The 24,980-nt window shown below is 38.0% G+C and carries 26 protein-coding genes; 4 read left to right on the forward strand and 22 right to left on the reverse strand.

Annotated elements, in window-relative coordinates; translation table 11 throughout:
* The 9 genes from RTR43_RS08755 to RTR43_RS08795 form a co-directional block, all read right to left on the reverse strand.
* Nucleotides 1–78: ATP-binding cassette domain-containing protein (locus RTR43_RS08755; protein WP_396954554.1), on the reverse strand; the 78-nt coding region annotated here is incomplete at its 3' end.
* A gap of 99 nt (nucleotides 79–177) precedes the next feature.
* The gene (locus RTR43_RS08760) at nucleotides 178–996 is read right to left on the reverse strand and encodes an ABC transporter permease (RefSeq protein ID WP_312471172.1); all 819 of its coding nucleotides are present in this window, start codon (nucleotides 994–996) and stop codon (nucleotides 178–180) included.
* Nucleotides 990–1,883, reverse strand: coding sequence for an ABC transporter permease (locus tag RTR43_RS08765; RefSeq protein WP_312471174.1), 894 nt, complete (start codon nucleotides 1,881–1,883; stop codon nucleotides 990–992). The genes RTR43_RS08760 and RTR43_RS08765 overlap by 7 nt, the downstream gene beginning before the upstream one ends.
* Nucleotides 1,867–3,105, reverse strand: a complete 1,239-nt coding sequence (locus tag RTR43_RS08770) for an ABC transporter substrate-binding protein (RefSeq protein WP_312471176.1) — start codon at nucleotides 3,103–3,105, stop codon at nucleotides 1,867–1,869. Before RTR43_RS08770 ends, RTR43_RS08765 begins: the two co-directional genes overlap by 17 nt.
* A gap of 12 nt (nucleotides 3,106–3,117) precedes the next feature.
* Nucleotides 3,118–3,330, reverse strand: coding sequence for a hypothetical protein (locus RTR43_RS08775; protein WP_312471177.1), 213 nt, complete (start codon nucleotides 3,328–3,330; stop codon nucleotides 3,118–3,120).
* A complete protein-coding gene (locus RTR43_RS08780; protein WP_312471179.1) occupies nucleotides 3,320–4,081 on the reverse strand; it encodes a glycine/sarcosine/betaine reductase selenoprotein B family protein in 762 nt (253 codons plus the stop codon). The genes RTR43_RS08775 and RTR43_RS08780 overlap by 11 nt, the downstream gene beginning before the upstream one ends.
* Entirely contained in the window at nucleotides 4,053–5,060 is a 1,008-nt protein-coding gene (locus RTR43_RS08785; protein ID WP_312471181.1) for a lysylphosphatidylglycerol synthase transmembrane domain-containing protein, read from the reverse strand. The genes RTR43_RS08780 and RTR43_RS08785 overlap by 29 nt, the downstream gene beginning before the upstream one ends.
* Nucleotides 5,060–6,238 carry a TVP38/TMEM64 family protein gene (locus tag RTR43_RS08790; protein ID WP_312471182.1) on the reverse strand — a complete coding sequence of 393 codons (1,179 nt, stop codon included), beginning with the start codon at nucleotides 6,236–6,238 and terminating at the stop codon, nucleotides 5,060–5,062. Before RTR43_RS08790 ends, RTR43_RS08785 begins: the two co-directional genes overlap by 1 nt.
* Before the next feature lie 355 nt (nucleotides 6,239–6,593).
* Nucleotides 6,594–6,788: an IDEAL domain-containing protein gene (locus RTR43_RS08795; RefSeq protein ID WP_312471183.1), complete on the reverse strand. Its 195-nt coding sequence runs from the start codon at nucleotides 6,786–6,788 to the stop codon at nucleotides 6,594–6,596.
* 276 nt (nucleotides 6,789–7,064) lie between these two features.
* Between RTR43_RS08795 and RTR43_RS08800 the strand changes: the two genes are divergently transcribed.
* Nucleotides 7,065–7,913, forward strand: coding sequence for an alpha/beta fold hydrolase (locus tag RTR43_RS08800; RefSeq protein WP_312471184.1), 849 nt, complete (start codon nucleotides 7,065–7,067; stop codon nucleotides 7,911–7,913).
* 37 nt (nucleotides 7,914–7,950) lie between these two features.
* On the opposite strand, the gene RTR43_RS08805 is transcribed toward RTR43_RS08800, so the two are convergent.
* From RTR43_RS08805 to RTR43_RS08820, 4 genes are all read right to left on the reverse strand, one after another.
* On the reverse strand, nucleotides 7,951–9,210 hold the full coding sequence (locus RTR43_RS08805; RefSeq protein WP_312471186.1) for a multidrug effflux MFS transporter: 1,260 nt from the start codon (nucleotides 9,208–9,210) through the stop codon (nucleotides 7,951–7,953).
* A gap of 169 nt (nucleotides 9,211–9,379) precedes the next feature.
* Complete coding sequence (locus RTR43_RS08810) at nucleotides 9,380–9,979, reverse strand: response regulator transcription factor (RefSeq protein WP_248733771.1); 600 nt, start codon at nucleotides 9,977–9,979, stop codon at nucleotides 9,380–9,382.
* Between the two features lie 2 nt (nucleotides 9,980–9,981).
* A complete protein-coding gene (locus tag RTR43_RS08815; protein WP_312471187.1) occupies nucleotides 9,982–11,115 on the reverse strand; it encodes a sensor histidine kinase in 1,134 nt (377 codons plus the stop codon).
* A 443-nt stretch (nucleotides 11,116–11,558) separates the two neighbouring features.
* The gene (locus tag RTR43_RS08820) at nucleotides 11,559–12,122 is read right to left on the reverse strand and encodes a hypothetical protein (protein ID WP_312471188.1); all 564 of its coding nucleotides are present in this window, start codon (nucleotides 12,120–12,122) and stop codon (nucleotides 11,559–11,561) included.
* Nucleotides 12,123–12,343: 221 nt separating this feature from the next.
* Between RTR43_RS08820 and RTR43_RS08825 the strand changes: the two genes are divergently transcribed.
* Complete coding sequence (locus RTR43_RS08825; RefSeq protein WP_312471189.1) at nucleotides 12,344–13,123, forward strand: alpha/beta fold hydrolase; 780 nt, start codon at nucleotides 12,344–12,346, stop codon at nucleotides 13,121–13,123.
* 58 nt (nucleotides 13,124–13,181) lie between these two features.
* On the opposite strand, the gene RTR43_RS08830 is transcribed toward RTR43_RS08825, so the two are convergent.
* The 5 genes from RTR43_RS08830 to RTR43_RS08850 form a co-directional block, all read right to left on the reverse strand.
* Complete coding sequence (locus RTR43_RS08830) at nucleotides 13,182–14,249, reverse strand: alpha/beta fold hydrolase (protein ID WP_312471190.1); 1,068 nt, start codon at nucleotides 14,247–14,249, stop codon at nucleotides 13,182–13,184.
* Between the two features lie 20 nt (nucleotides 14,250–14,269).
* Complete coding sequence (locus RTR43_RS08835) at nucleotides 14,270–14,836, reverse strand: polyhydroxyalkanoate biosynthesis repressor PhaR (RefSeq protein ID WP_312471191.1); 567 nt, start codon at nucleotides 14,834–14,836, stop codon at nucleotides 14,270–14,272.
* A gap of 14 nt (nucleotides 14,837–14,850) precedes the next feature.
* Nucleotides 14,851–15,045 (reverse strand): hypothetical protein, encoded by a 195-nt coding sequence (locus RTR43_RS08840; protein ID WP_312471192.1) that lies wholly within the window; start codon nucleotides 15,043–15,045, stop codon nucleotides 14,851–14,853.
* 81 nt (nucleotides 15,046–15,126) lie between these two features.
* Nucleotides 15,127–15,597, reverse strand: a complete 471-nt coding sequence (locus RTR43_RS08845; protein WP_312471193.1) for a hypothetical protein — start codon at nucleotides 15,595–15,597, stop codon at nucleotides 15,127–15,129.
* Between the two features lie 124 nt (nucleotides 15,598–15,721).
* On the reverse strand, nucleotides 15,722–16,501 hold the full coding sequence (locus RTR43_RS08850; RefSeq protein WP_312471194.1) for an SDR family oxidoreductase: 780 nt from the start codon (nucleotides 16,499–16,501) through the stop codon (nucleotides 15,722–15,724).
* A gap of 840 nt (nucleotides 16,502–17,341) precedes the next feature.
* Here RTR43_RS08850 and RTR43_RS08855 point away from each other — a divergent pair.
* Nucleotides 17,342–18,121, forward strand: coding sequence for an alpha/beta fold hydrolase (locus RTR43_RS08855; protein WP_312471195.1), 780 nt, complete (start codon nucleotides 17,342–17,344; stop codon nucleotides 18,119–18,121).
* A 96-nt stretch (nucleotides 18,122–18,217) separates the two neighbouring features.
* The gene (locus RTR43_RS08860; RefSeq protein ID WP_312471196.1) at nucleotides 18,218–19,021 is read left to right on the forward strand and encodes an alpha/beta fold hydrolase; all 804 of its coding nucleotides are present in this window, start codon (nucleotides 18,218–18,220) and stop codon (nucleotides 19,019–19,021) included.
* An 80-nt stretch (nucleotides 19,022–19,101) separates the two neighbouring features.
* Here the strand turns inward: RTR43_RS08860 and RTR43_RS08865 are convergent, their stop codons facing one another.
* From RTR43_RS08865 to trpB, 4 genes are all read right to left on the reverse strand, one after another.
* Complete coding sequence (locus RTR43_RS08865; protein WP_312471197.1) at nucleotides 19,102–20,736, reverse strand: long-chain-fatty-acid--CoA ligase; 1,635 nt, start codon at nucleotides 20,734–20,736, stop codon at nucleotides 19,102–19,104.
* 319 nt (nucleotides 20,737–21,055) lie between these two features.
* The gene (locus RTR43_RS08870) at nucleotides 21,056–21,682 is read right to left on the reverse strand and encodes a YitT family protein (protein WP_312471198.1); all 627 of its coding nucleotides are present in this window, start codon (nucleotides 21,680–21,682) and stop codon (nucleotides 21,056–21,058) included.
* 164 nt (nucleotides 21,683–21,846) lie between these two features.
* Nucleotides 21,847–23,529, reverse strand: a complete 1,683-nt coding sequence (locus RTR43_RS08875; RefSeq protein WP_312471199.1) for an ABC1 kinase family protein — start codon at nucleotides 23,527–23,529, stop codon at nucleotides 21,847–21,849.
* Nucleotides 23,530–23,750: 221 nt separating this feature from the next.
* Nucleotides 23,751–24,917, reverse strand: coding sequence for a tryptophan synthase subunit beta (gene trpB / locus RTR43_RS08880; protein WP_312471200.1), 1,167 nt, complete (start codon nucleotides 24,915–24,917; stop codon nucleotides 23,751–23,753).
* Nucleotides 24,918–24,980: the final 63 nt, after the last annotated feature.

The following is a 24,980-nucleotide window of genomic DNA, read 5'->3' on the forward strand; positions in this document are numbered from 1 at the left end:
CTGCTTTCCTGAGGCAAATGGCAGCAGCCCAGCAATTCCCTTTAATAATGTTGTTTTACCACTGCCGGACGGACCCATTAACACAAAAATCTCACCTGGATTTATTTGTAAATCCAAAGAGTTGATAATGTTTTCATGGTTAATTTGAATGTTTATTTGTTCTAACTGCACTTTTCCTCACCCCCGATCCATTAATTGCTTTCTTGAATTTTTTCGTAAAAGGAGATAATACACAATCAAAAGAACCAGAATTGGGGCGAAAAATAACAGACTATAGGCTGAGACAAGCGATGAGTTTCCACTGCTAGCAAATGGAAACATAATTAAAGGAATCGTCAGCAATGTCCCACCACTCATAATCCATGTCGGTAAATACTGGCTAAATGAAATGACAATCACCAAAAAGCTGCCTAATAAAATCGATGGAAGAAGCAATGGCCATTCAATCCAGAAAAAGATTTTCCATTCACTTGCCCCTAAACTGATGGCCGCTTCTTGGAGTTTCCGCCCAATTAAACGAAATTGAAACCAAATGGTTGCGATAAAATAGGGCAGAGTTACTAAAAGATGTGCAATCGCTACACTTATATAATCGTTAATAAAATCGAAACGAATCGCAAAATCGAACATCCCCATGATGGAAACGGTATAGGGAATAAATAAGGGAGCAAGAAGAATAGAAAACACAATCATTTTCCCTCTAAATTCATACTGAGCTAATGCCCGCGCTGCCGGTATTCCTAATAATAGATTACCAATGAGGGTTAGGGCAGCAACAATCAAACTATTAAATAATCCATCTCCTGCCCTTCCCGAAGCGGAAAAAAGGTATTTCCATGAATCTATGCTCCATTTTTCAGGAAGGAGCAGGGGCCATGGCCATTGCTTTGTAAAACTCCAAACAATTAGGGGGATGAAGGGCAGAAGGAAAAAAAGGCTAAACAAGATGATAAAAATAATAATTAAAATTCTTTGTGCTCTATTCCTTTTCACCATATTCTTCTCCCTTTTTTATACCAGCCCAATTGCAAATAAATTAACAAACAGCCTACTAAGAGCGAAATCACAGCTAAAACGAGATTCATTGCAATCGCAAGCGGCTGACGTTCTAATCCAAATTGTGTATACTCTTGAAAAGCCATAACCGGAATGGACCCAAATGAAGTCTTTGCCAGCAATGCAGGTATTTCGTAAGCACCTAACGTAAAGGCAAATACCACCCACATACCACCAACCCACATGGGCAGTAAAATTGGTACAATCACCCACCTTACTGTTTGGGAAAAGGATCCCCCTAACACCATTGCCGTTTCCTTCCAATCAGAGATGAGTTTTACAATAAAAGGATAGATTAATAAAACAATGAAGGGAACTTCCTTCCACATATAAGCTAATATTACTCCGACGCCCCAGTCATCGTGGACGAGGACTGGAAAAGCTTCAAATGAATCGATCCAGCCAAAGTGATAGGCCATACGTGAATACCAGCCGCTTTGCATGAATACCTGCATAAGTAGGTAGGCGGATAATAAATGAGGAATTCCGATTGGCAATTGAAAAATAATCTGGAGCCACTTCCATTGTCGGAAGCGTTCAGCTAAAAAAAGGGCAGCAAGTAAACCCGTTACTCCTGAAAAAACAGCTACTACAGCCGCCATCCCAACTGTTATCCCGACGGAACGAAAAAATGAAAGATTTAATAATTCCTTATAAGCCCAAAATTGATCTTCTTGGCCATGTACCGGTTGACTTTCCAAACTTATTGTTAGTGAATGGATGGATCCCCCAAGAAAAAAAATGAGCATAAACAAAAGGGCTGGAAGGATTCCCAACAGCCCCTTATGTTTATTTATTTGATGGCCTAGTTTATTTATTCGCCACATTTTCGATCCATCCTCGTTCCAACCACTGGACATATTCCCCACCGATCTCTGGAATCCGATGACTGGACAACTTTTCTTGTGACAGGGTTGCTGGACCCCTGTCGGTTGATTCTACGATATGCTTGTCTTGTTCAGATAAACGATCAACGGAAATAGACATATTTTCTCCCCAATACTCGAGCTCCATTTTTTTCATTTGTGCAGCAGGTGATAGCAGGAAGTTAATTAGTGCTAGTGCCCCATCCGGATTCGGAGCATTGTAAGGAATAGCAAGGAAGTGAGTATTAGATAATGTCCCCTTATCAAGGACAAATGTTTTTGTTGATGCAGGGTATTCACCCGTTTTAATTAGATTTGAAGCATTCGCTTCATCATACCCCATTGTCATCCATACTTCACCATTTTTATATAATTGCTCCAACTGGGAAAGAGATTGTGGATAGGATCTTCCTTTCCTCCATAAGAATGGTTCCATTTCATTTAAAAAGTTCCATACCTGGTCCGCTTCCCCTTTTACCAATTCTTCATCAAACTTATTTAAATAGGCATTGTAGTCCTTACTTTTTTCATAAAGGACATGCCGAATAAAGGCACTTCCAGTGAAATCTGGTGGGGCTGGATAGGTAAACTTACCAGGATTTTTCTTAACCCAATCTTTCAGTTCGTCAATAGATTTTGGTGGATTAGTGATTTTATTTGAATCATATGCAAAAACAAACTGAACCTTCCCCCAAGGAGCTTCGTATCCTTCTGTAGGAAAACCAAAGTCATAATTGATATCATCACTTTCAGTATCAACATATTGCTTAAAGTTCGGGAGTTTCGATGTAAATGGGCCTAAAAGTAACTTCTCATTCTTAGCTGTTTTGAAATTTTCTCCGTTAACCCAGATAACATCCATTTCGCCTGCTTTTTTATTTGCCCGTTTCTCAGTCTTCAACTTATTGATAAATTCCACAGCATCCATCGGATAGCGTTTCAGTTCTATATTATATTGTTCTTTCAAACGAGGAGCAACCCATTCATCAATGTAACGATTAATTCCTTCGTCCCCGCCCCACATAAAGATATTAACCTTAGACCCTTTTGCCTTAGCCTTAATTTCCTTCCAATCACTTTTTAAGCTATTTTCTCCTGCCTGTTTGGAGTTATTATTCGTATTCGAGCTACACCCTGATAAAAACAATAAAAACATCAAAATAATAATAGATAGTTTTTTCATAAGTATCCCTTTCTAAAGCTCACAGCTGGATTTACATTCAAAATAGTCTTCCCACAGTCCAAAAAAGAAAAATAAAGCAAAAATAAATCCATTGACTGGAAGAAATGATGATAGTTTAAAAGCAACCATCAAACTATAAAGATTATAGATGATTAATCCCGCTAGCAACAGCCAGCGAACATGCCAGAAGATTCGTTGAAACCTTTTTGCTGCTTCAGCTTTCATTCCTATTTTTTCCTTTCCACTTATATGGAAGCTTAATCATTGTTTCTGATACATCTATTTCTTTTAAATAATGGATGGAATCTAAGAGGATTTGCCGTTGCATCTGCTGTTCTCCCGCTCTACCAAAGCTTCTACCTAATGGAAAGCGTAAATGTAATGACCTCGGGACCCTAACCTTCTCGGTTAATTCTGCTAAATGTGTAATAGAGATGGTTGGTATCCCTGCTTTTTCAATTGCGAATTGAATCAATCCCACGGATTGATGGCAAATATATCAGCCGGGATTCAAGATAACCGCATCTACCTTATCTTCCTTCAACTGTTTAAGAATTAACGGTATCGTCGCTTCTATTAATGGAATCGTATCCGGAATAAACCCCATTAAGCCGTAGTGTGTCCTTGCAACTTCTCCAATGATTCCTTCCAAAGCCAATTCTTTTAGACGGAATAAAGGAAAGACACAGTTCACGTCACGATCAGCATCACTTCGGTCAAAATGAGTATGACTGATCATTAAATCTTCTTCTTCGACTGACGCCGGAATGAACCGAACAGTAGGATCTCCAGCATCAACATCAAAAACTGGCTGTGTTTTCAAATGGACACCCGCGGTTGTGATGAGGGCAAACACCGCTTCTTCTGCTGGCTTAGTAAACTTCTTTATCGGGATATCTCCAGGAATAGAATTAACCATATACTTAGCCTTTTTACTGACAATCGATTCAATCAACCGATTTCCGGATAATTTCACCTTTCCCCCCCCTTTCTAACATCCAAAATACTCCACCAGCTAAACTTGATATCGAAACAAGAATAAAAAATAATAAAGAAACGGTAACAGCTATTTCCACTGGAACGCCTAGCTCTTTAAAAAATAAAACGTAACATCCTTCCCGAACTCCTAAGCCATTTACACTGATTGGCAACATAGTAATAACAGAGATTAAGGTAATAATCATTAATAATTCTAGAAATGGAATGTCAATCCCTAATGATAAAAACAACAAATCGTTAATCCAAGCAAGACCAACCTGAAAAAGAATGGAGAGGATACCGATATATAACAACCACTTTTTATTTTCCTTCCGATAATTCCAGGCGATTGCTACGATTTTTTCAAGCTCGCTTTTTAGCTTCATAAGCCATCTACTTATTCTTGTAGTAGGAATACTACTTTGAATGTTGGTTATGTTCTTCCTTCTTTTGATCCATATACTTATGAGGTATGAGCATAGTAAAATTGCAGCTAACACCAGCAAGATTGGCCAAAGATAAGTTCTCGCTGATTTCAGAAAGATGGATGAAAAGATGGCGATTGCTACAAGTGCAGCACCACTTGTTATTCGTTCAAATGCCACAGAGGCTGTAGCAATAGGAATTCCTGTGATTCTTCCTAAATAGAAAACACGCACAACATCGCCACCGACACTGCCTGGTAAAAAATTATTAAAAAATAATCCAATATAATAGAAACGCCCCAATTTTACTAATGAGGCGTCTCGCTTTTGGTCTTGATTTAATGAAGAATTAACGAGCATTTTCCATTTCAAAATACTAGCGAAGACTGTAATCTGGATAGCAATAAAAGCGGCAATGAAATAAAAGGATGACCCTTCCTTTGCAACCGCGGTTACTTTGCTCCATTCAATCTTATTGAGAATCCAATAAATTAAGATTGTGCTCCCGACTATCCTAATGATTAACCCTTTTATGTCCAATTTTGAGACCATTAACCATTGGCTCCTTGTTTCTCTTTATTCCTCAAGTGTAATTTAGGGCGAAGAATCATTCCAATAACTGCAAGCGCAATGACGATGGTAAAGATGAAAAACAGAATTTTCACAGTGCTAGTGGCGTTTTGACCAAGGTAAGAATAAAGAATGGTTGCTGGTAATTGTCCAAGCCCTGTTGCCCAGAAAAATTGCCAAAAGGATATTGATGTTACACCAGCAGCATAGCTCACTAGATCAAATGAAACAATTGGGACAAGTCTAGCAATAAAAACCGCATGTTTTCCATATCTTGCGAAAAATGAATCCCACCAATTTAACGCTTTCTTTGTTACAATTTTTTCAACAACTGGTCTACCCAAAATTTTTGCCAGATAAAAACAAAGTACTGCCCCTGCCATGGCACTGCTCCATGAGAGGACTGCCCCCCAAACCCAGCCAAATAATAGCCCGTTCGCAAACGTGATGACAAATGCTGGGAGTGGCGCGATAATGGCTTGAAACACCATTAATAATCCAGAAACAACAGCTGCAAGAGACCCAAATGAAAGTAGATAATCACGGAATCCCTCCACATCTGCATTCTTTAAATAAACAGTGGATTGATTAATTAAATCCCGGAATCCTCCTTGTCCTAAATAAACGAACAAAAAGAAGGCGATTAGGACAAACAAAAACATGATACCAAACTTTTGAACGCCCGATAATTGAGTCCATCCAGTGTTGGATTCAGTTCTTGTTTTTGATTTATTGCTGTACCAAACAGCAAATGCCATGAAGATAAACCCAATTGGAATGATGATGATGAGAAGCTCATTCATCCTATCAAGTGTTAAAATATCTTCTAAAAACAATGATTTTCTTACCACATAGGAAGGGAGGATGGTAAAGCTCCCCCCGACTATGGTGATAATGGAGGTAATTGCAATACTTAAAATGCCAACTGCTGCCGAGATTCGTAGAGATTCCCAAATAGCAAATTTTCTGGCATTCAAAAACGTTGTTAAAAAGTAAAGCCATAAGCCGGTTAGAATCGAAATGGTAACCATGTATTCACTATCAAAACGCATGTCAATCCAAGAATTTTGAATTAACAGTATGGCAACCGTCAACCCAATTAAAAAGAATATATATATCGATGCAACTAATTGAACGAAGGTACGAATAATGTTCTTCATTTTCATCCCCTTATTACTTTGCTATTGAGTAAGTTAAAAATACTGGTGTTCCATCCTTCGGAAGCACTTTAGCATTACCATGGAAATTTTTGTGGATTTGCAAAGGCAGACAATACAGACTGCCTAAATTATATAGAAATCTAAGTCTATAATAAATTCAATTTATCTATTATTCCAATGAATTCCAATCTATTTTTCGAATACAAGAAAATTGACCAAGTTTTTCAAACATCATTGTGCTCCAGTTGTTACACTAAATTACATTATGGTTCACTGTTCATGAAAACAGAAAGAAGCCCATCCATTCAAAATGGATAGGGCTTCTTTTTTAGTAAAAGGTACGTTAGTAAATGATTTAGGAGATTTTCTTTAATTCCTCTGTTAGTTTAAGGAATAATTCCTTGTTCCCATCTCGTAATGTTTGGTCGATTTCCTTACGGATTTTCTCCCTCTTAAATTCTAGCAACGCTTTGTTTAGAATCATCTCTGCAACAACAGAATCTGCGTTCTCATCCGAATGTTGTGGTGAATTTAGTAATTTCTTTTCCATGGAAATCAACTCCTTAAGCTTTTTTCCATTATACAAGGAGTTTTCTAAAAATTCAAATATTTTATTTTGGAAATTCAAAAAAATTTTGGGAATTTTACATGGTGTTTATATTACGTGGTGTCAGGCACCACGAAAACACATTTGTCCTTCTGTGGCAGACACTTCTTTTTCCAGTTTTTCCTTTTCGGGTTTTTGACAACATTTTTTCGTGTAAGGATTGAAATGTAGGGAATATTAAATTCAACTATTTTTATTAAAAAAAGGAGGAAGTATCTGATGGAACAAACTGAATCCACTGGTTTTCTGCTGGTAAATAACATTAACGTTTATTATGAATTTTATTCTAATCAAACCTCGGACAGGACGTTTGTTTTATTGCATGGTTTTCTTTCTTCCACCTTCACATATCGCCATTTAATTTCCTTATTGAAAAAGGAGTACCAAGTTTTATCACTTGATTTACCCCCATTTGGAAAAAGCGCAAAATGCAACCGCTATGTTTATTCCTATAAGAATTTAGCCCAAACAGTCATCAAACTAACTGAATCCTTTGGGTTAAAAAAAATGACTTTTATCGGTCACTCAATGGGTGGGCAAATTGTCTTAAATATTCTTCATATGATGCCAGAGCTCGCTGATAATGCTATCCTGCTTTGTAGCTCATCGTATCTTAAACGTTCAAAATTACCATTAATCCTTACCAGCTACGTTCCCTATTTCCACCTATTTGTGAAATATTGGTTTGCACGGACAGGAGTGAAGAAGAATCTCCAAGACGCACTCTATAACCACTCCATTATTAATGATGAAATGATTAACGGATACCTTCAGCCCTTTTTACAGGATGAAATTTTTGTGGCTCTTACAAGAATGATTCGTCACCGCGAGGGTGATCTTCCTGCCCATATCCTTAACCAAATTAAAACACCTTGTTTATTAATTTGGGGTGATCATGATAAATCGATGCCCCTGAAAGTAGGAGAGAAACTAAACAAAGATTTAGTTAACTCCGAATTAATTGTTTTAAAAGAAACAGGCCATGCCCTCCCTGAAGAACGCCCACACGAGGTATACGAATATATAAAAGACTTTTCAGGAGGTTTTCAAACGGCGGCCGATCAATAAGGGTTCGCCGGCCATTTGAAAAGGAACATTTACGTTATTAACTGGATAAGGAAGAGGAAGTATCCTTTGTTATTGAGCTGCTTCGATGTACAAGAAAAAAGTATGAAAGAACTGCACCAGTCCCAACACATACGATGACAATTCCCATCGGTATAGCTGTATGCTCTCCACCTATTCCCACGAGGGGAGCCACAATCGCTCCCATTGCAAGTGACAATACTCCTAACAGGGCGGATGCACTGCCAGCAGACTTTCCTTGTTTTTGCATAGCAAGAGAAAATCCTGCTGTACTGACGACACCAACACTTGAAACCACAAAAAAAAGCGGTAGCAATATTAAAAATAAGTTTGCATGAAACAGCAGAAGAACAAGCAATACAATTCCTCCGAAAAATGACATACATAAACCAAAAACAAAAAGTTTTGACTCTTGTATTCGTCCAGCCAATCTTCCTGTTGTTTGACTAGCAATCATGATTCCGACTCCGTTTATCGCAAAAATAAGACTGAACATCTGCGCTGAAGCACCATAAATATTTTGCACAACAAAAGGTGAGCCTGAAATATAGGCAAACATTCCGGCAAAAACAAGTCCTTGCACCAATGCATATCCGATGAAACTACGATCAAAAATTAAGTTTTTAAAGGTCATTATTGTATTTTTTATTCCGCCCGCTGAACGCCTATCATCACGAAGTGTTTCTGGTAACCCGAAAAATACAACAAAGAACATCAATAAACCTATTAAACTTAAGACAATAAAGACGCCTTGCCAAGGTACTATCTTCAACAGCTGTGCTCCCATGACTGGTGCTAATATGGGCGCAACACCATTGACTAGAGCAAGCAGGGCAAAAAACTTTGTTAATTCTGGTCCGGAATATAAATCGCGGACGATGGCTCTAGAAATAACAATACCTGCGGATCCAGCCAGTCCTTGGATAAACCGCAATACAATTAAAGCCCAAATGGAAGGGCTAAATACGCATAACAGCGAAACTACAAAATAGATCACCAATCCAATCAGAAGTGGCAGCCGGCGTCCCCGTACATCACTTAGCGGTCCAGCCAATAATTGTCCTGATGAAAGACCCAATAAGAAAAAGGTTAAACTAAGCTGTACGAGTGAAGGATTGGTATGAAAGTCTTGTGCTATATTTGGAAGTGCAGGCAAGTACATGTCTATGGATAATGGACCGAACGCTGCTAACGTACCTAATACAGCTGCCATCCATAACCGTTTTGACCGAGAAATTCCCTCGCCGCTGTCTATCGTGTTATTTAAAGGTTCTCCCATTAACTGAATCAATTCCTTTCTTCATAAAAAAAACTCAATTACTTCAAAATGTTCCAGCGTTTTTTTTACTACAAAAAATCATATTTTATAAACCTTGAAAAAACAACTTTTTTGTCCTTCAAAATAAAAAAGATTTGAATAACGGTGCCAGACACCGTTCATTCAAACCTTATTTAAACCATCCCTTTTCTTTCGATTGGGTAATGGCTTCGATGCGGTTTTTGACTTCGAGTTTATCTAAGATGATTGAAATGTAGTTGCGGACGGTTCCAGTTTTGATGCTAAGTTCTTCAGCAATTTCTTTCGTATTCTTGCCATCTGCGACGAGCTCTAACACTTCTTTTTCCCGGTCTGTCAAAGGATTTTCTTCACCGTAAACATCATCCATCAATTCTGGAGCATAAATACGCCTACCCGCCATCACGCTGCGGATCGAGCTGGCCAGTTCTTCACTTGGACTATCCTTCAGTAAATAACCGCTGACACCAGCCTTTAAGGCCCGCTGAAAATAACCGGTCCGAGCAAAAGTTGTTAAAATAATTACTTTACAACCAAGACCTTTAAGTTCTTCCGCTGCCTCGAGTCCACTCTTCCCTGGCATTTCAATATCCATGATACAGATATCCGGCTTGAAGCTTTTCACAAGGTCAACAGCTTCACCTCCGTTGGACGCCTTTCCGACTACCTCCATATCATCTTCCAAATTCAGAAGGGATCCAAATGCTCCCAAGAGCATTTGCTGATCTTCAGCGATAACAATTTTAATCATTTTCAATCCTCCTTTTCCAACCGCGGCTTGACATCATTCGGTACTTTAATAAATAATGTTGTTCCATCCTTTGTTGAGAGCTCAAGACTGCCATTAATAAATTCCAGTCTTTCTTTCATTCCAATCAGACCATGACCTTCAGCTAATATATCATTTTCACCCTTAAAGACACCGTCATCTCGAATCATCAATTTCGTTTCCTTCCACGATTGTTCAATAGAAATGAAACAAGATGTAGCTTCACTATGTTTAACTACATTGTTAACGGCCTCTTTCAAACACATGCTTAAGATATTCTCTGTTAACAGCGAAACATTTGAAAGCGTAAACTCCCCTTCGCTTACAAACTTGATTTGAGCGGCTTGAATCATTTGTTTAACCCGATGAATTTCATCCTTTAAGCGAATACCACGCATCGAAGAAACCATTTTTCTTACTTCGCTTAACGCGGTTCGTGCTGTTTGCTGAACATCCTTCAATTCAACACGTGCCTGCTCAGGGTCTTTTGTAATTAACTTCCTTGCCAAATCCGACTTTAAGCCAATCAGAGAAAGCTTTTGCCCCAATGTATCATGAAGGTCCCTCGCAATCCGGTGCCGTTCCTCCAATTTAATAAACTCAGCGATCCGTTTGTTAGCATCCTCTAGTTTTTCTTCGAGCTGCCCTCGTTCATTGCGATTATGAATACTAAATGGGAGGAGAATGATACTTATCCAAGTGATGATGACAAACGGAATTTGTTTTAAAAATAACGGTTCCTGCATCACAAAACTATAATTAATCGACGCTGAAGTACTGATTAAATGAATAAAATACAAGGTAAGAAAGGCTACACGATCCTTAATATTACCGATAAAATAAGCAAGAAAATATGCAAAATAAACATAACTGAAAAGGCTGGTTGCAGTAATGGAAATAGCAATGAGAATTAATGTCCAAAGATAAACCAGCCATCCCTTTGAAATAAAGGCAAATCGATACAAAATAAAGAAGAACAGTGTAAGTAAAATTCCAACGACAATTTCAATAGTTGAGGGAGATTGAAAAATAAAGTAAAACGGTAATATACAAAGAATCGTCCAAATATAAGGAGCAATCCCATTATTTTTTCTGAATGTTAAATACCTTTTTATCATGAACGAAACCTCATTTTTACTTGGAATACTTTATCCCTCTATTTTACCCCAACGATCCTTCATTTTTCTCTAATATACTTTCTATTTTAGCGGAAATCCTAACATCTTTATACCCAACAAACATTTTAGAATTTTATTCGCCATACAATTTTTGAAAAAGAGTAGTGGCAACAATTGATCAACTGCCATACACTGTCCTTTGTATTACTTTTCATAAGGTGCGACCTGCTTAAGAAAATTCTTTTGTTTTTCTTCAGACATTTTTTAAATTTCTTTCCCTAAACTTTGTGTTATCTCAAAGTATAGGGAAAGAAATCAACTGCTGAAAGTCATACCTGTAATGTCCAACCCATGATAAATGTCATGTATATGGATGTTTGCTGGTGCCTGAAACCAATAAAAAACTCCACTGTCCCTTTTAAACAGTGGAGTTTACTTCCATTTTATTTAGCGTCGACTAATACTTTCAAGCTTTCTTCAAAGCGGTGAACAAGTTTGTTATGGTTGTTTCTAGCAACTTGAACATACCCGTCCGTAACCTTCTGAAAGCCTTGACGACGCTGTCTTGCAAAATTTACATAGTTTTCACTGCTTTCTTCCAGTTTATCTTCCAAGCGGACAATTAGGTCAAGGCCAGCTGCAATAGGAGTAGCTGCCAGCTGTTTAAATCGACTGGATAATTCATCGAATTGTTCTGTCAACTCAGGACGAATCACTTGTTTATCTTCAGCTTTTTTAAAAAGTGCACTAGAAACGCCTTTCATTATTTCGTTGTTTGTTTCTTTAGATGCCTGAAAAAGATTTGCAAGTGAACCTCTGAATTCCTGATTGAACCTTATCACTTCTTTAATTGTGTTAAGGTATCCCTCTTCCCTGCTTTCACGATACTTTCTAGCTCGATCCAATGATTGTTCATATTGATTCCAAAGGGTATCAACTACACGATTGGTTTCAACAGCTTCTTCATGAGTCTCTGCTTGGCCATTTTTGTTAGTCGACGTACTCATTTCTTTATTCCTCCTCGATAATATTTTCTTCTGTATTAAAATCACGTTTTAACTGATGTATGTAGGTTTTCTCATTGCTAGTCTATATATGTAATTTACACTTATATGTAATATTTTGTCAAGCTTGATTATATAATAAAATAATCAGGATTTTTATAAATGTATAAACTTTACTAATGATGGAAACATAGGTTATTAAAAACAGCTAGGGGGAATTTGCTTTGAGTGAAATATTCAAAAGTTGCTTCGAAATTCCTTTTTTACGACTTGGTTCCGGTGAGCCGTTAGTCTTTATCCATGGTCTTGGCGAAGTTAAGGAAGGTTGGTCCAACCAGTTTGAATTTGCCGATCAATTTGATTTGATTATTCCCGATTTACGTGGACATGGTGAATATCAATCACCGGGAGAGATTTCGATAAAAAACTTCGCTCACGATGTTATTAGTCTTTTAAAAGGGTTAGAAATTGAAAGCGCACACATTTGCGGTTTATCAATGGGGGGAATGGTAGCCCAGGAAATATATCGTCAGGCTCCTGAAATGTGTCGCTCACTGATGCTCGTTAGCACCTTCCATTATGCTCCAAAACGGCTAGGAAAATTATTTTTACAATACCGGCAATCCCATTCAGAAAATAAATATCCGGAAGTTCTGAGGGAATCAGCAGCCAAGGTTTGCCTCTATTCTTGGTCAAAGGAAAATTTCGAAAGCTTTTACCAATTTTACAAGCCTAATCGTGAACATTATTTTAAATCAATGGAAGCATGTCTCGAGGTCAATAATTTACGGTTACTTTCTTCTATTAATATCCCAACTTTAATAGTTGGTGGACAATACGATTCGGTCATCCCGGTATGGGTTCAATTATTGATGCATAAACAAATTCGCCACTCCGAGTTTGTCATCTTCAGGAATACAGGTCACATCGCGAAGCTAGAGGCAAAAGACGCCTTTAACAAGGTACTTCGTACCTTTTTAAAGAAACATAAAACGGCAAGTTAGAGAGGAAGGAAATTCCTTCCTCTCATGATACCGAAATAAACTTTATTACAATATAATATTAAAGCTGATTTGACCTAGTTGAAACCCATTGGTCTACAATCTTAGCGAACAAACCAGATAGGGCTAATCCAACATGCCCCGTTTCTACTACTAAATAAGTTTTATCCTCACTTGTAACTAAATCCATAATCGGCTTACTTTGCTCCTCTAAAATTAAATTATCTCTAGACCCTGAAACCACGAATAGGTTTGCCTTAATATTTTTCAAATCTGCATTTTTATTGCCAATCATTAACTCCCCTTTTACCAGCTTATTCTCTTTAAAGAGATTATTAGCTAATTGTCTGTATGCCTCGCCGGCAAAAGGAACTTGATCAAGTGTCCATCTATTCATCCTACGCCACTTATTGACATACCGCTGGTCATGTGCCCGGCTTAATAGCATTGTATAGTTAGAAAAATATATCGGTGCCCCAATTGCCCTGAACATTCCATCCACTACTTGAGGTGGGACAACCCCATATACATCAATAAAGTGGTCAATATTCATATCGCCATTTCGCATACCTTCTGCCCATTTATCCGGTCCTACAAATGGTTTGAAATCTATTGGAACAGTAGCAACAATCAAATTTTTGATTGGTTCTTCCGCTATTGAAGCATAGATAGAGGCAATCGTTCCACCTAAACAATAGCCAACAAGTGTAATTTCATCCGCTCCAGAATGGCGAATTGCCCGTTTAACGGCGGTCCTTAAATATTTATCAATATAAGTGTCAAGACCAATCTTTTTGTCTTCATAGCCCGGTGAACCCCAATCTAATAAATACACTTCATAGCCACTGTTGGTTAATCCCTCAATAACACTCACCTTAGGAGCAATATCTAAAATATAGGGTTTATTAAAAAGGGAGTAGACGAAAAACAAAGGAATCTCGTACTTTTTCTGCTTTGCAGGGTAATGCCATAATACTGATTTATTTTTTCGCCATACTTCATTTCTAGGCGTATGACCAACCTTTGGTTCAGGTTCACTTAAAAACTTAAACACATGAGACCAGCGGTTCATTTCTTTTTCATAATCCAATTCCGGCATGAACCCCTTTAATGGTGTTTCTGTCGCCATTTAGTACCCTCCTCCCTTCTTTATTTTGACGAACCCGCTCCGGCCAATTCAATTTCTGCTCTATTGCCACTTTCAATCAAACCTCTTAACGTATCAAATTCTTCCTTAAAATTATTAAGTTTTAACAATTCAAATTTCATTTCTTGAAGCTCCGCATGTAAGTCCTTTGAATTAGCCAGTTCTTTCTTCGTTTGCACTAACTCATTTTTTAATTGTTTTGTTAGTTTAATAATTTCTTTTGACACTTCTATAACACTTTCAATATCCCTACTTTGTGACCTCACAGAATCTTGGATTTCCCACATTTGCTCTTCAAGCGCTTCCATTTTTTCTTCCGCTTGAATGGTTAGGTTTGCCACATTGGTCACGTCACTCTTCGTTGGCAAATTTAAAACACTAGCAAGGGCCTCTTGACTTTTTTTAAAGGTTTCAAGGTAGCGGGAATGAATTTCCGTTCCTAAATTGGTCATTTTGACAAATTCCTTATTATTCGTCCATAGATAGATGAATTCATTTAATTGTTTTTCCCACAATAGACTGAGCTTATGAAGAGATTCATATGGATCAAAAGACATTTTATCTGACATCTATCTTCACCTCATTATGGTTTTGTTACTTTAGTAACTTCTTTCATATATTTTTGAAATGGGAGCATCACTGTTTTCATTTGCTTTGTAAATAAATCGATAAATGCTTTTTGATTATCATATAGTACATTGGTCGTTTTCTTGACACTATCAACATATTTCTCTCTACCTTTTTTTCTTAAAGAAATATATTGCTCAACTGCTGCCAAAAAAGGTCCAAGCTTGAAAGCTGTTGTTCATCGATATCCTCAGGTTCTTGCTTTATCGCTTTTAGCTCTTTTTCATTTTTTTCAGTCGTTGTTGATTTCCTCCCTATTGAACTCTGTTTGAAATAATTGCTTTAATTCCGTTAACTCCTTTTCTAATGTTTTTAATTTATCATCTTGTATTACTCTTATTTCATTTTCCAAAAAAGCCAACAATATCTTGGTTGATTTCCTCAGTAATCTTAACTGCGACTGATTTTTTCGCTGCCTTTGATTAATGGTATAGATTGTCTCATCTAAAAGATCTAGTTTTTCCTGATAATCTACCATTCTTACAGCAATTGCAGCTATTTCATCCTTATTCGGAAGTTCTAACCGATTTAACCACCTAGTTGTTAACCTTTTGTGAATCCTTGCCCGTTTCAAATGAGCCTCTAGTGCCTGCCCAAAAGCCAACGTAAAGCTTCGACAGTTGGTAGAGGCATGAATTCTTTTATTGATTTCCGCTTCTAATTCTTTGTAGTAAGTAACTGGGTCCTCATGCATGGATTCCATTTTTACTCCTCTTAACTGACTGGTTGGTACGTTCATCTAAACACAATAAATGGAAGCCTTCAAGCTAATTACCATGAAATTCAGAAAAGTTTCAAAAATAGCAATTGAAATTATATTTTTTTTATTACTGAATTGCAGCAGTCGTTCCTCCATCAACCACCAAGACATGACCGAATACATAATCAGATGCAGCTGAGGCTAGAAATAGCGCCGGTCCTTTCATATCGTTGTCCGAACCGAAACGTCCCGCCGGTGTTCGCTCAAGAATTTTTTCACCGGAATAGTCCAAAATCGCTTTCGCCATTTTTGTTGGGAAAAATCCTGGGGCAATTGCATTCACATGGACATTATGTGGAGCTAGTTTTACAGCTAGGTCCTTTGTCAGCGTTATAACAGCCCCCTTACTTACAGCATAGCCAATTGCATCCATAATGAACGGATCCTGACCACCCATTCCAGCGATAGAGGCAATATTAATGATTTTTCCAGATCGTTGTTCGACCATAATTTTCCCAACCGCTTGAGAAAATAAGAACACTGCCTTCAGATTGATATCCATCACTTTATCCCATTTATCAACAGGCATCTCTAATGCAGGTGCCCCCCAGCTTGTACCGCTATTATTGACAAGAATGTCGATGCTACCAAACTCTTTAACGGTGTCGTCGACAACATGCTGAATGTCGTCCGGATTAGAAACATCACATTTAAAAGCAAGTGAGCTCACACCATGGGCTTTAAGGGCATCACTAAATTGCTGACAAGCATCTAAATTTCTTGAGCAAACAACTACATTAGCTCCTGCTTCCGCATAAGCTACAGCAATTTGCTGCCCAATACCTCTTCCACCACCAGTTACAATGGCCGTTTTCCCTTTCAAGCTAAACAATTCTTGAATCTTCATCCTTAATCCCTCCTTATTATCTACAATGCTTTTATACTTAATTTTTCTTGATCTCTTAATAATCTTCTAAGTTTATCGATGAATTCATCAAAATAATGATCAACGTCTGCAAAATCCATCTGCTCGCCGCCTTAGCTGACAACGATTATCTTCTTTAATGAAGTATTCGGCTGTACCGTTTTTAGTCTTGAATATAGATAGGAAGAAACATCAAATATTTGGAGTTTGTATCCTTGAAAAGATACTTTTTTCTCTTTCTACATACATTGGATTAATCTAAAAAGCAGTTCCTTCAAAACGAAAAGCCACGAATATGGTGAAAATGTAATGTGGGGAAATTGGGAGCATATCTAAGAAGCGGTCATCTAGATTGTTCATTAGAATACTAATATAATTATGATTATTGTAGTAAAGTATGGTTTTGTAAACATTTCATTCTCGACACAATTCCACAATTTTCCTTGATTTTATCGAATTGAAAATTTCATTTCCTTTTTAATCCTCTATTTAAAAACAATTATTTTATATTACTATTATTAAAACCGAAGGAAAATAGCGAACTTTGTCGGAATATTTATTAATCCCAACAAAACCATTACAGCGAACAATGTCAAAACTTATCCTCTTCTCATCATAACCCCCATCCAAAAAAGGTATTTTCCTATAAGACTTTTCCTCTTATAAATAGGGTGTCAGGCACCACGAAAACACATTTGTATTTCTGAGGTGGACAATTAGGAGAAAATGGGACTACTTTATTATTTTGAATTTTGTAAATATTCATACTTTACAAATAGTGGCAATCCCATTTATTATATATAGCAATAGGAGGGATCAAATTTGGGAAATGAATCTAATCGGTACTCTGGAATTCCTTTTTTACGTTTTGGTTCTGGTGAACCCTTAGTTTTTATTCATGGGCTTGGAGAAGTGAAAGAGGGATGGAACAACCAATTTGAATTTGCAGATCAGTATGATTTGATTATTCCCGATTTACGGGGACATGGTGAGCATATTACCAATGAGAAGATAACCATACCAAACTTCGCCCATGATGTTATTAATTTATTAAAGAATCTCAATATTGAGAGCGCTCACATTTGTGGTTTATCTATGGGCGGGATGGTAGCTCAAGAAATCTATCGTCAAGCTCCAAAAATGTGCCGTTCCTTAATGCTCGTAAGTACTTTTCATTTTGTTCCTAAACATTTGGCTAATCTTTTATTAACCTATCGAAAAGCACGTTCACTATCCAATCATCCACGTATTTCAAAACACACCGCTGCCCGCATATCCCTAAATTCTTGGAATAAAAAAACTTCTGAGGAATTCCTTAATTTTTACAAGCCTAATCACGATATCTTTCTAAAATCAGTAAAAGCATGTCTTCAAGTAAATAATCTAAAATTATTGCCTAAAATAAAAGTTCCTACATTAATCATTGGCGGTCAATATGATTCAGTTATCCCTGTTTGGATACAATTATTAATGCATAAAAGCATTCGACACTCGGAGTTTGTCATTTTCAGAAATTCTGGCCATATTACCAAGTTAGAAGCAAAAGAAGCGTTTAACAGAGTCCTTCGCAACTTTTTGAGAAAACATACAAATGTAGGCTAGGGGGAATTAGTTCCATTCCATCCCCTCCTTTGTTCTTAACCGGGACAATATATCATATTATTTACCGTTAACAATTCAATGAGGAGATGTAAGTATATGCCGATAACCAATGCTAATGGAATTGATCTTTATTATGAAGTTCACGGTGAAGGTGATCCATTACTATTAATTATGGGATTGTCACTCCATTCAAAGTCATGGTTCAGAACTCTCCCTGCCCTTCGTGAACACTACAAAGTAATTATTTTTGATAACCGTGGAGTTGGTCATAGCGGCAAACCCAACACTCCGTATTCCATCGAGCTCATGGCGGAGGATACACGGGCTATCCTGGATGCAGCTGGAGTTGAATCAGCCCATATATATGGTATTTCTATGGGCGGCATGATTGCCCAAAGGCTGGCTCTTACCTACCCTGAAAGAGTCCGTTCCCTTGTCCTTGGTTGTACAACCTCCGGCGGAGCCAATCATGTACAACCTGGGGCAGATGTCTCGTTACTCATGCTCTCAAGAGCATCTTCCACCGCAACGCCGGAAGAAATGGCTTGGGCCACTGCTCCCATCCTTTACAGTCAATCTTTTATTGAAAATCATCGTGAATTAGTTGCAGAGGATATCCAAAAACGAATTGAGCTGCCTGTTCAGCCATACGCATACATGCTCCAGCTCCAAGCCTGCCTCGCACATAATACCTATAATGAAATTGACCAGATAAAAGTTCCGACCCTAGTCATTCATGGTGATGAAGATAAACTTGTACCTTATGAAAATGGGGTTACTTTAGCAGAGAAAATACCGAACGCTGAATTTTTGACCATTCAAGGTGCCGGCCACATCTATGTTACAGAAGCAAATGATTTCGTGAATAGTAGTATACTAGATTTTTTAAAAAACCAATAATTTCGAAAAAAATGCCCAGTCATAAAAATTGATTGGGCATTTTTCATTATCAAAAGTCGGTCTATTGAAATCATTCTCTATTAAGCTTTTACCTTCGCTATCTCTTCATCCCGCAGTACTCTTCTAAGTAATTTTCCAACAGAGGATTTAGGCAGATCAGCAAGAATTTCAACCACTTTTGGAGCCTTATAGGGTGAAAGATTATTGTTGGCAAATTGAATAATTTCCTCGACAGATAGGGAATATCCCTCCTTCAGCTTAATAAACGCCTTAACAGTTTCGCCGCGGTACTCATCAGGTACACCAATAACAAGTGCCTCTTCGACCCCTTCAAGTTGATAAAGAACTTCCTCTATTTCACGTGGATAAACATTATACCCACTCGCAATAATCATATCCTTTTTACGATCAAGGATATAAAAATAGCCGTCTTCATCCATTTTCGCAATATCACCCGTTAACAACCAGCCATCCTTCAAAACCTCTTCTGTGTCTTTCGGACGGTTCCAATATCCTTTCATCACCTGAGGACCTTTAACGATTAACTCTCCTGCTTCGCCAACAGGAACATCCTCAAATCCACCCTCCGTTTGGCGGACAATTCTTACGACTGTACTTTGAACAGGAATTCCAATACTTCCATATCTCCTTGGAACGAACGGAGGGTTGAACGCTATGGTTGGAGCCGCCTCCGATAGGCCATAACCATCAAATAGCGTTGCGCCCGTAATTTTTTCAAACGTTTTCACCTGTTCTACAGGTAATGGTGCACCACCGCTTCCGACGTAATACACATCATCAAATCCGCATTCTTCTAACCCAGGCTGGCTATTCAAGGCGAAATACATTGTTGGAACTGCCGCCATTAGGAACGGCTTTTCACGCTTAACAAGTTCCATTACTTCCTTTACATCAAACCTCGGTAAAACGATCTGGTTTGCTCCTTCCCTAAGTCCACAAAGAGCCACACTCGAGAGCCCGTAAACATGAAACATTGGCAATACAGTAATCATTTTAAAGGATTCTGGAATATAAGTACGTGTATTAAAAAGAAAATTACATATCTGGTTGAAATTTGCTAATAGATTGTTATGGGTTAGCATAACCCCTTTAGGTGCACCAGTCGTTCCCCCGGTATATTGAAGGACTGCCACATCCTCATAGGGATTGATCTCGACTTCAGGCATATTTACCACCTGCTGCAAAAATTCATCAAAATATTGATCTTCTTCAGCCAGATTAATTCTTTCCCTTCCTAAACTAACCACTATGACCTTTTTTAACGATGTATATGGCTGTACCATTTTAACTTTTGGATAGAGAGTGTCAAGAACGACCATATATTCTGCACCAGAATCCTGTAAAACGTGTTCGATTTCTCTTTCTACATACATTGGATTCACTTGAACAGCAATTCCTCCTAAACGAAAAGCAGCGAATAGGGTGAAAATATAATACGGGGTATTTGGAAGCATAATTGCCAACCGGTCACCTTTAAGAAATCCAGCGTTATGTAAGGCAGAAGCCAATTGATCTGTATTCACTTTTGTATTTGTGTAGCTCCAGACCCTGCCAAAAAATGTGAATGCAGGTTTGTCAGTAAAACGATTCACTGCACTCTCTAAAAAATTATAAAGTGACCGGTGTTCCACACTTACATATTCCTCAACCCTTGGATCATACCATTTTAACCACGGCTTTTGCTGATAAACCATAAACCCATACCTCCTCATACTTTAATACAATTTAAATTATTGTAAGGGATGGAAATTTTGTAAACGTGCTAATATCGACACCTTTCCTCAAAAAAACAGTGATTTTTTAATAGAAAAATAGGGTACGCTCCATTTATTCATCTCTTAAATAACTCAACCTAGAAAGAGGTCGAATTATGTCAGGATGCACTCGGCTGTTCACAAAATCTTAACAGAATATTATGAAATTTTTTTGACAAACAAAGTCAAAACTCAATTTTTGTAAAATAAAAAAGAACCTTGTATAACCGTGTTAACTAAGGTTCTTTGGAGGCAATATTTAGTGGACCTTAATGGAGAAATCAATCGTTTTATAAGCTACGAAAAAAGTTGCTAAGGAGTAGATGGCCTCATTTAAACCAAAAATGAAAATGGAGCACCCAAAAATAAAGATATTAAATAATAGAACATATTGTCCAATGGAGAATGGGGAGCGTTTACTAAACAAGATGGCTAAAACCTCGGTCCCATCTAAGCATCCGCCAAACCGAATGGTAATTCCAACTCCCAAACCTAAACTGATACCACCGAGGAGAATGACTAATAAAGGATTATTAGTTAAAACAGGAAACGGCTCAAGTAAATAGGTTTCCCATGATAAGATGAGAATGGCAAAAAGGCTAAGCAATAGAAACCTTGTTCCTAAGTATGAATAGGCGATGATGAAAAAAGGGGTATTCAGTAGTAATAAAAACAAGCCTACTTCCTGACGAGTAATATAAGAAAGAATAATGCTTATCCCGATAATGCCCCCGTCTATTACAAAATTTTTCATTAAAAATAATTGTAATGAAATCGCAACAAGGGATGCTCCACAAAAAATGAAAAATCCTCTTTTATATAAAGACATACTTACAGATCTATTATTGTCAATGTAGGAACCTACCCTTGTCCTTGTCCTATACATATTGCTCCCCTTTTATTTAAATTACCTCTCCTCTGCACGATTAAATATATTCCTACCTTAAAGAAAAAATACTTGATAGCACTTATAAAAAAAAAGCCCCCAAGGTAGCAAAGCTTCAAATTGCTACAGGGGGGCTTACTTGGTGTCAGGCACCATCAGTTTTTTCAAAATCTTCCTGATTTAAAGATGGCTAATAAGAGCCAGAGAAACATTGCAGTTGCAATACTAAAACCAATTTCAACGGCTGGAATTTTTGATAACAGCACTGACGTTTGACCGGATAAGGAAGCACCAATGATGATCCCTACTAAAATAATGCTGAAGGAAAGTAAGACAATACTAAAAGATAACCGGTTACTGATTCTATTTAATTTTTTTTCCAACAAATCGATTTCCGAAGTAGTAAGTTCAATTTTCATCCTTCCTTTTTTCATAATCGCGGTAATTTCTTTTACTGTTTTCGGTAACTCATTTAGAATTTCACTATATTCATTGACTTGACCCCATACCTTTTCTGCCACATTTTTGGGGTGAAGTCGCTCTTTAACCAATTGCCTGCCAAAGGGTTCAGCAATTTTGATAATACTTAAATCTGGGTCAAGGTTCTCTATCACACCCTCAATCGTCAGGAGTGTTTTTCCTAAGATGGTTAAATCCGTTGGAAGCTGAATCTGGTGCCGAAAAGCAACTGAAAACAAATCATTAACAGCCTTACCAATACTCATATCACTAAAGGGAACATTACTATATTTTTCCCTGAGGAGATCGACATCCACTCTTAGCCGTTCATGATTGACGGTGTCAGGCACCAATCCCATCCGGATAATCGCTCGGATTACTTCATCCGTACTTTCATTCATCATTGCAATGACAAAAGAAGCAACATGATTTCTCATTTCTGCACTTAACCGGCCGACAATCCCAAAATCCATGAAAGCAATCACTTCCCCAGGCAATGCAAGGATATTACCAGGATGAGGATCCCCATGGAATAAGCCGTCTATCAATATTTGCTGAAAGATAGCGTTAACAACCGTTTCGCCAAGGATTTTACTGTCATATCCTGCTTGATGAAGCTTTTCTTCCTCATTTAATTTAATACCTTCAATATACTCCATAGTTAGTACCTTAGATGTCGTATATTCCCAATAAATTCTTGGAATTAGGACCTTCGAGTTATTTTTAAACTGATTGGCAATCTTTTCAGAGTTTCGTCCCTCCGTCTCATAATCTAATTCCAGCCTTAAAGACCTCGCTAATTCTTCGACAACGTCACGGACCTGATATCTCCTCGCCCAGTCTAATCGGGCTTCCGCCAGCCTCGCTAGATCCTGAAGAATTTCTAAATCCGTTTCAATTATATTTTTAATATTGGGACGTTGAATTTTCACGGCAACTTGTTCACCGGTTAATAAAACAGCGTAGTGCACCTGACCAATCGATGCAGCAGCAATTGGCGTTTCACGAAATTCAGCAAATGTATTTTCCAGTGAATCAGCAAGTTCTTCTTCGATAATTCTTTTAACTTCATCAAAGGGAAATAATGAAACTTGATCCTGAAGTTTCCCTAGCTCGTGTATGATGTCAGCAGGAATGATGTCAGGCCTTGTACTGGCAATCTGACCAATTTTTACAAAGGTTGGGCCGAGCTCCTCCAAAAACAGCCTAAGTCGCTCACCTGTCGTTCTGCTGTTCCCTGTCTTATTTCCCTCAACAAATATCCTTTTTGGTACAGATAAAAGGTCAAAAAGCCCCAATTCTTTCATGACATAACCAAATCCCTGACGGGTAAAGGCATATACAATATCCCTGGAGCGCTGCAGATGGCGAAATTTCTTCTTAATCATAATTACCACACCTACTTGGAGTTGTTAATCCATTCCTTTTCCTCAACCATCTCACGCTTTTCCTTGATTTTCAAGTTTGTTTGGACGATTTCCCAAAATGTTCGATTTCTAGGTAATGGCTAATCATAAAACTAGCAAAAAGACGACCCGTTTAACGAATCGTCCTTGTTTATGAATATGTTTACATATTATAGATTTTAGTGCCTGACACCATCGTTCTACTACTTCTTTAACATATGAAAAACTTGCTCGACATCTTTATCGCCGCGACCTGATAGATTCACAATCAAAACATCATCAGCAGATAATTCTTTTGCTAATTTCAAAGCATATGCAACGGCATGAGAACTTTCTAAAGCTGGAATAATGCCTTCCTTCTTACTTAGTACTTGAAAAGCCTGCAACGCTTCCTGCCCAGTTGCTGTTACATACTCTGCTCTCCCAGTGGTTTTCAGGTGACTGTGCTCAGGACCTACACCAGGGTAATCCAATCCGGCAGCAATGGAGTAGGTTGGTTTAGGGTCGCCCTTTTCATCTAGTAAAGTTAAACATTTAAAACCATGAATGACAGCCGGAACACCTTCTGTCAATGTTGGTGCCTCTGCCGGTTCAACCCCAATGAGGCGGACATTTTCTTCATCTATATAATGAGCAAATGCCCCGATGGCATTACTACCACCACCTGCACAGGCGATTACTGCAGTTGGTAGCTTTCCTTCTTTTTCAAGTACCTGTCGTTTGGATTCTTCACTAATAATAGCTTGGAAATGCTTAACCATCGTTGGATATGGATGCGGTCCTACCGCCGATCCTAGTAAATAAAAGGTATTTTTATAGTTTTGCACTAAGTCAGCCAAGGCCTCATCAACAGCATCCTTTAGACGGCCCTGACCCTTAGTGACAGGAACAACTTTTGCCCCTAATAATTCCATCCGAAAAACATTCAGCGCCTGGCGTTCCATGTCCAGCTTGCCCATATAAATAATACATTCCATCCCAAACATCGCACATGCGGTGGCTGTTGCTACACCGTGCTGACCGGCACCGGTTTCCGCAATAATCCGCTTCACACCCATTCTTTTCGCTAATAAAATTTGTCCAATTGCATTATTAATTTTATGTGCACCAGTATGGTTTAAATCTTCCCGTTTTAAGTAAATTTTAGCTCCGCCTAGCTGCTTTGTTAAATTTTCAGCAAACGTTAACGGATTTTCCCTCCCAATATATTCTTTTAAATAATATTTGAATTCTTCAATGAACTCCGAGTCGTCTTTATACTTTAAAAACTGTTCCTCCAACTCGTTCATTACTGCCTGCAAGTCCTCAGGAATAAAACTACCACCAAACTCTCCAAAATAACCTTTACTTGCTACACTCGCTCTTTCCATGCTCAACTCGTCTCCTTCTAACCTATTATTTTCGTTTGGACAACCAAGGTTAATTAACTGAAT

Source organism: Neobacillus sp. (assembly GCF_031988165.1).
Taxonomy (GTDB): Bacteria; Bacillota; Bacilli; order Bacillales; family Cytobacillaceae; genus Neobacillus; species Neobacillus rhizosphaerae.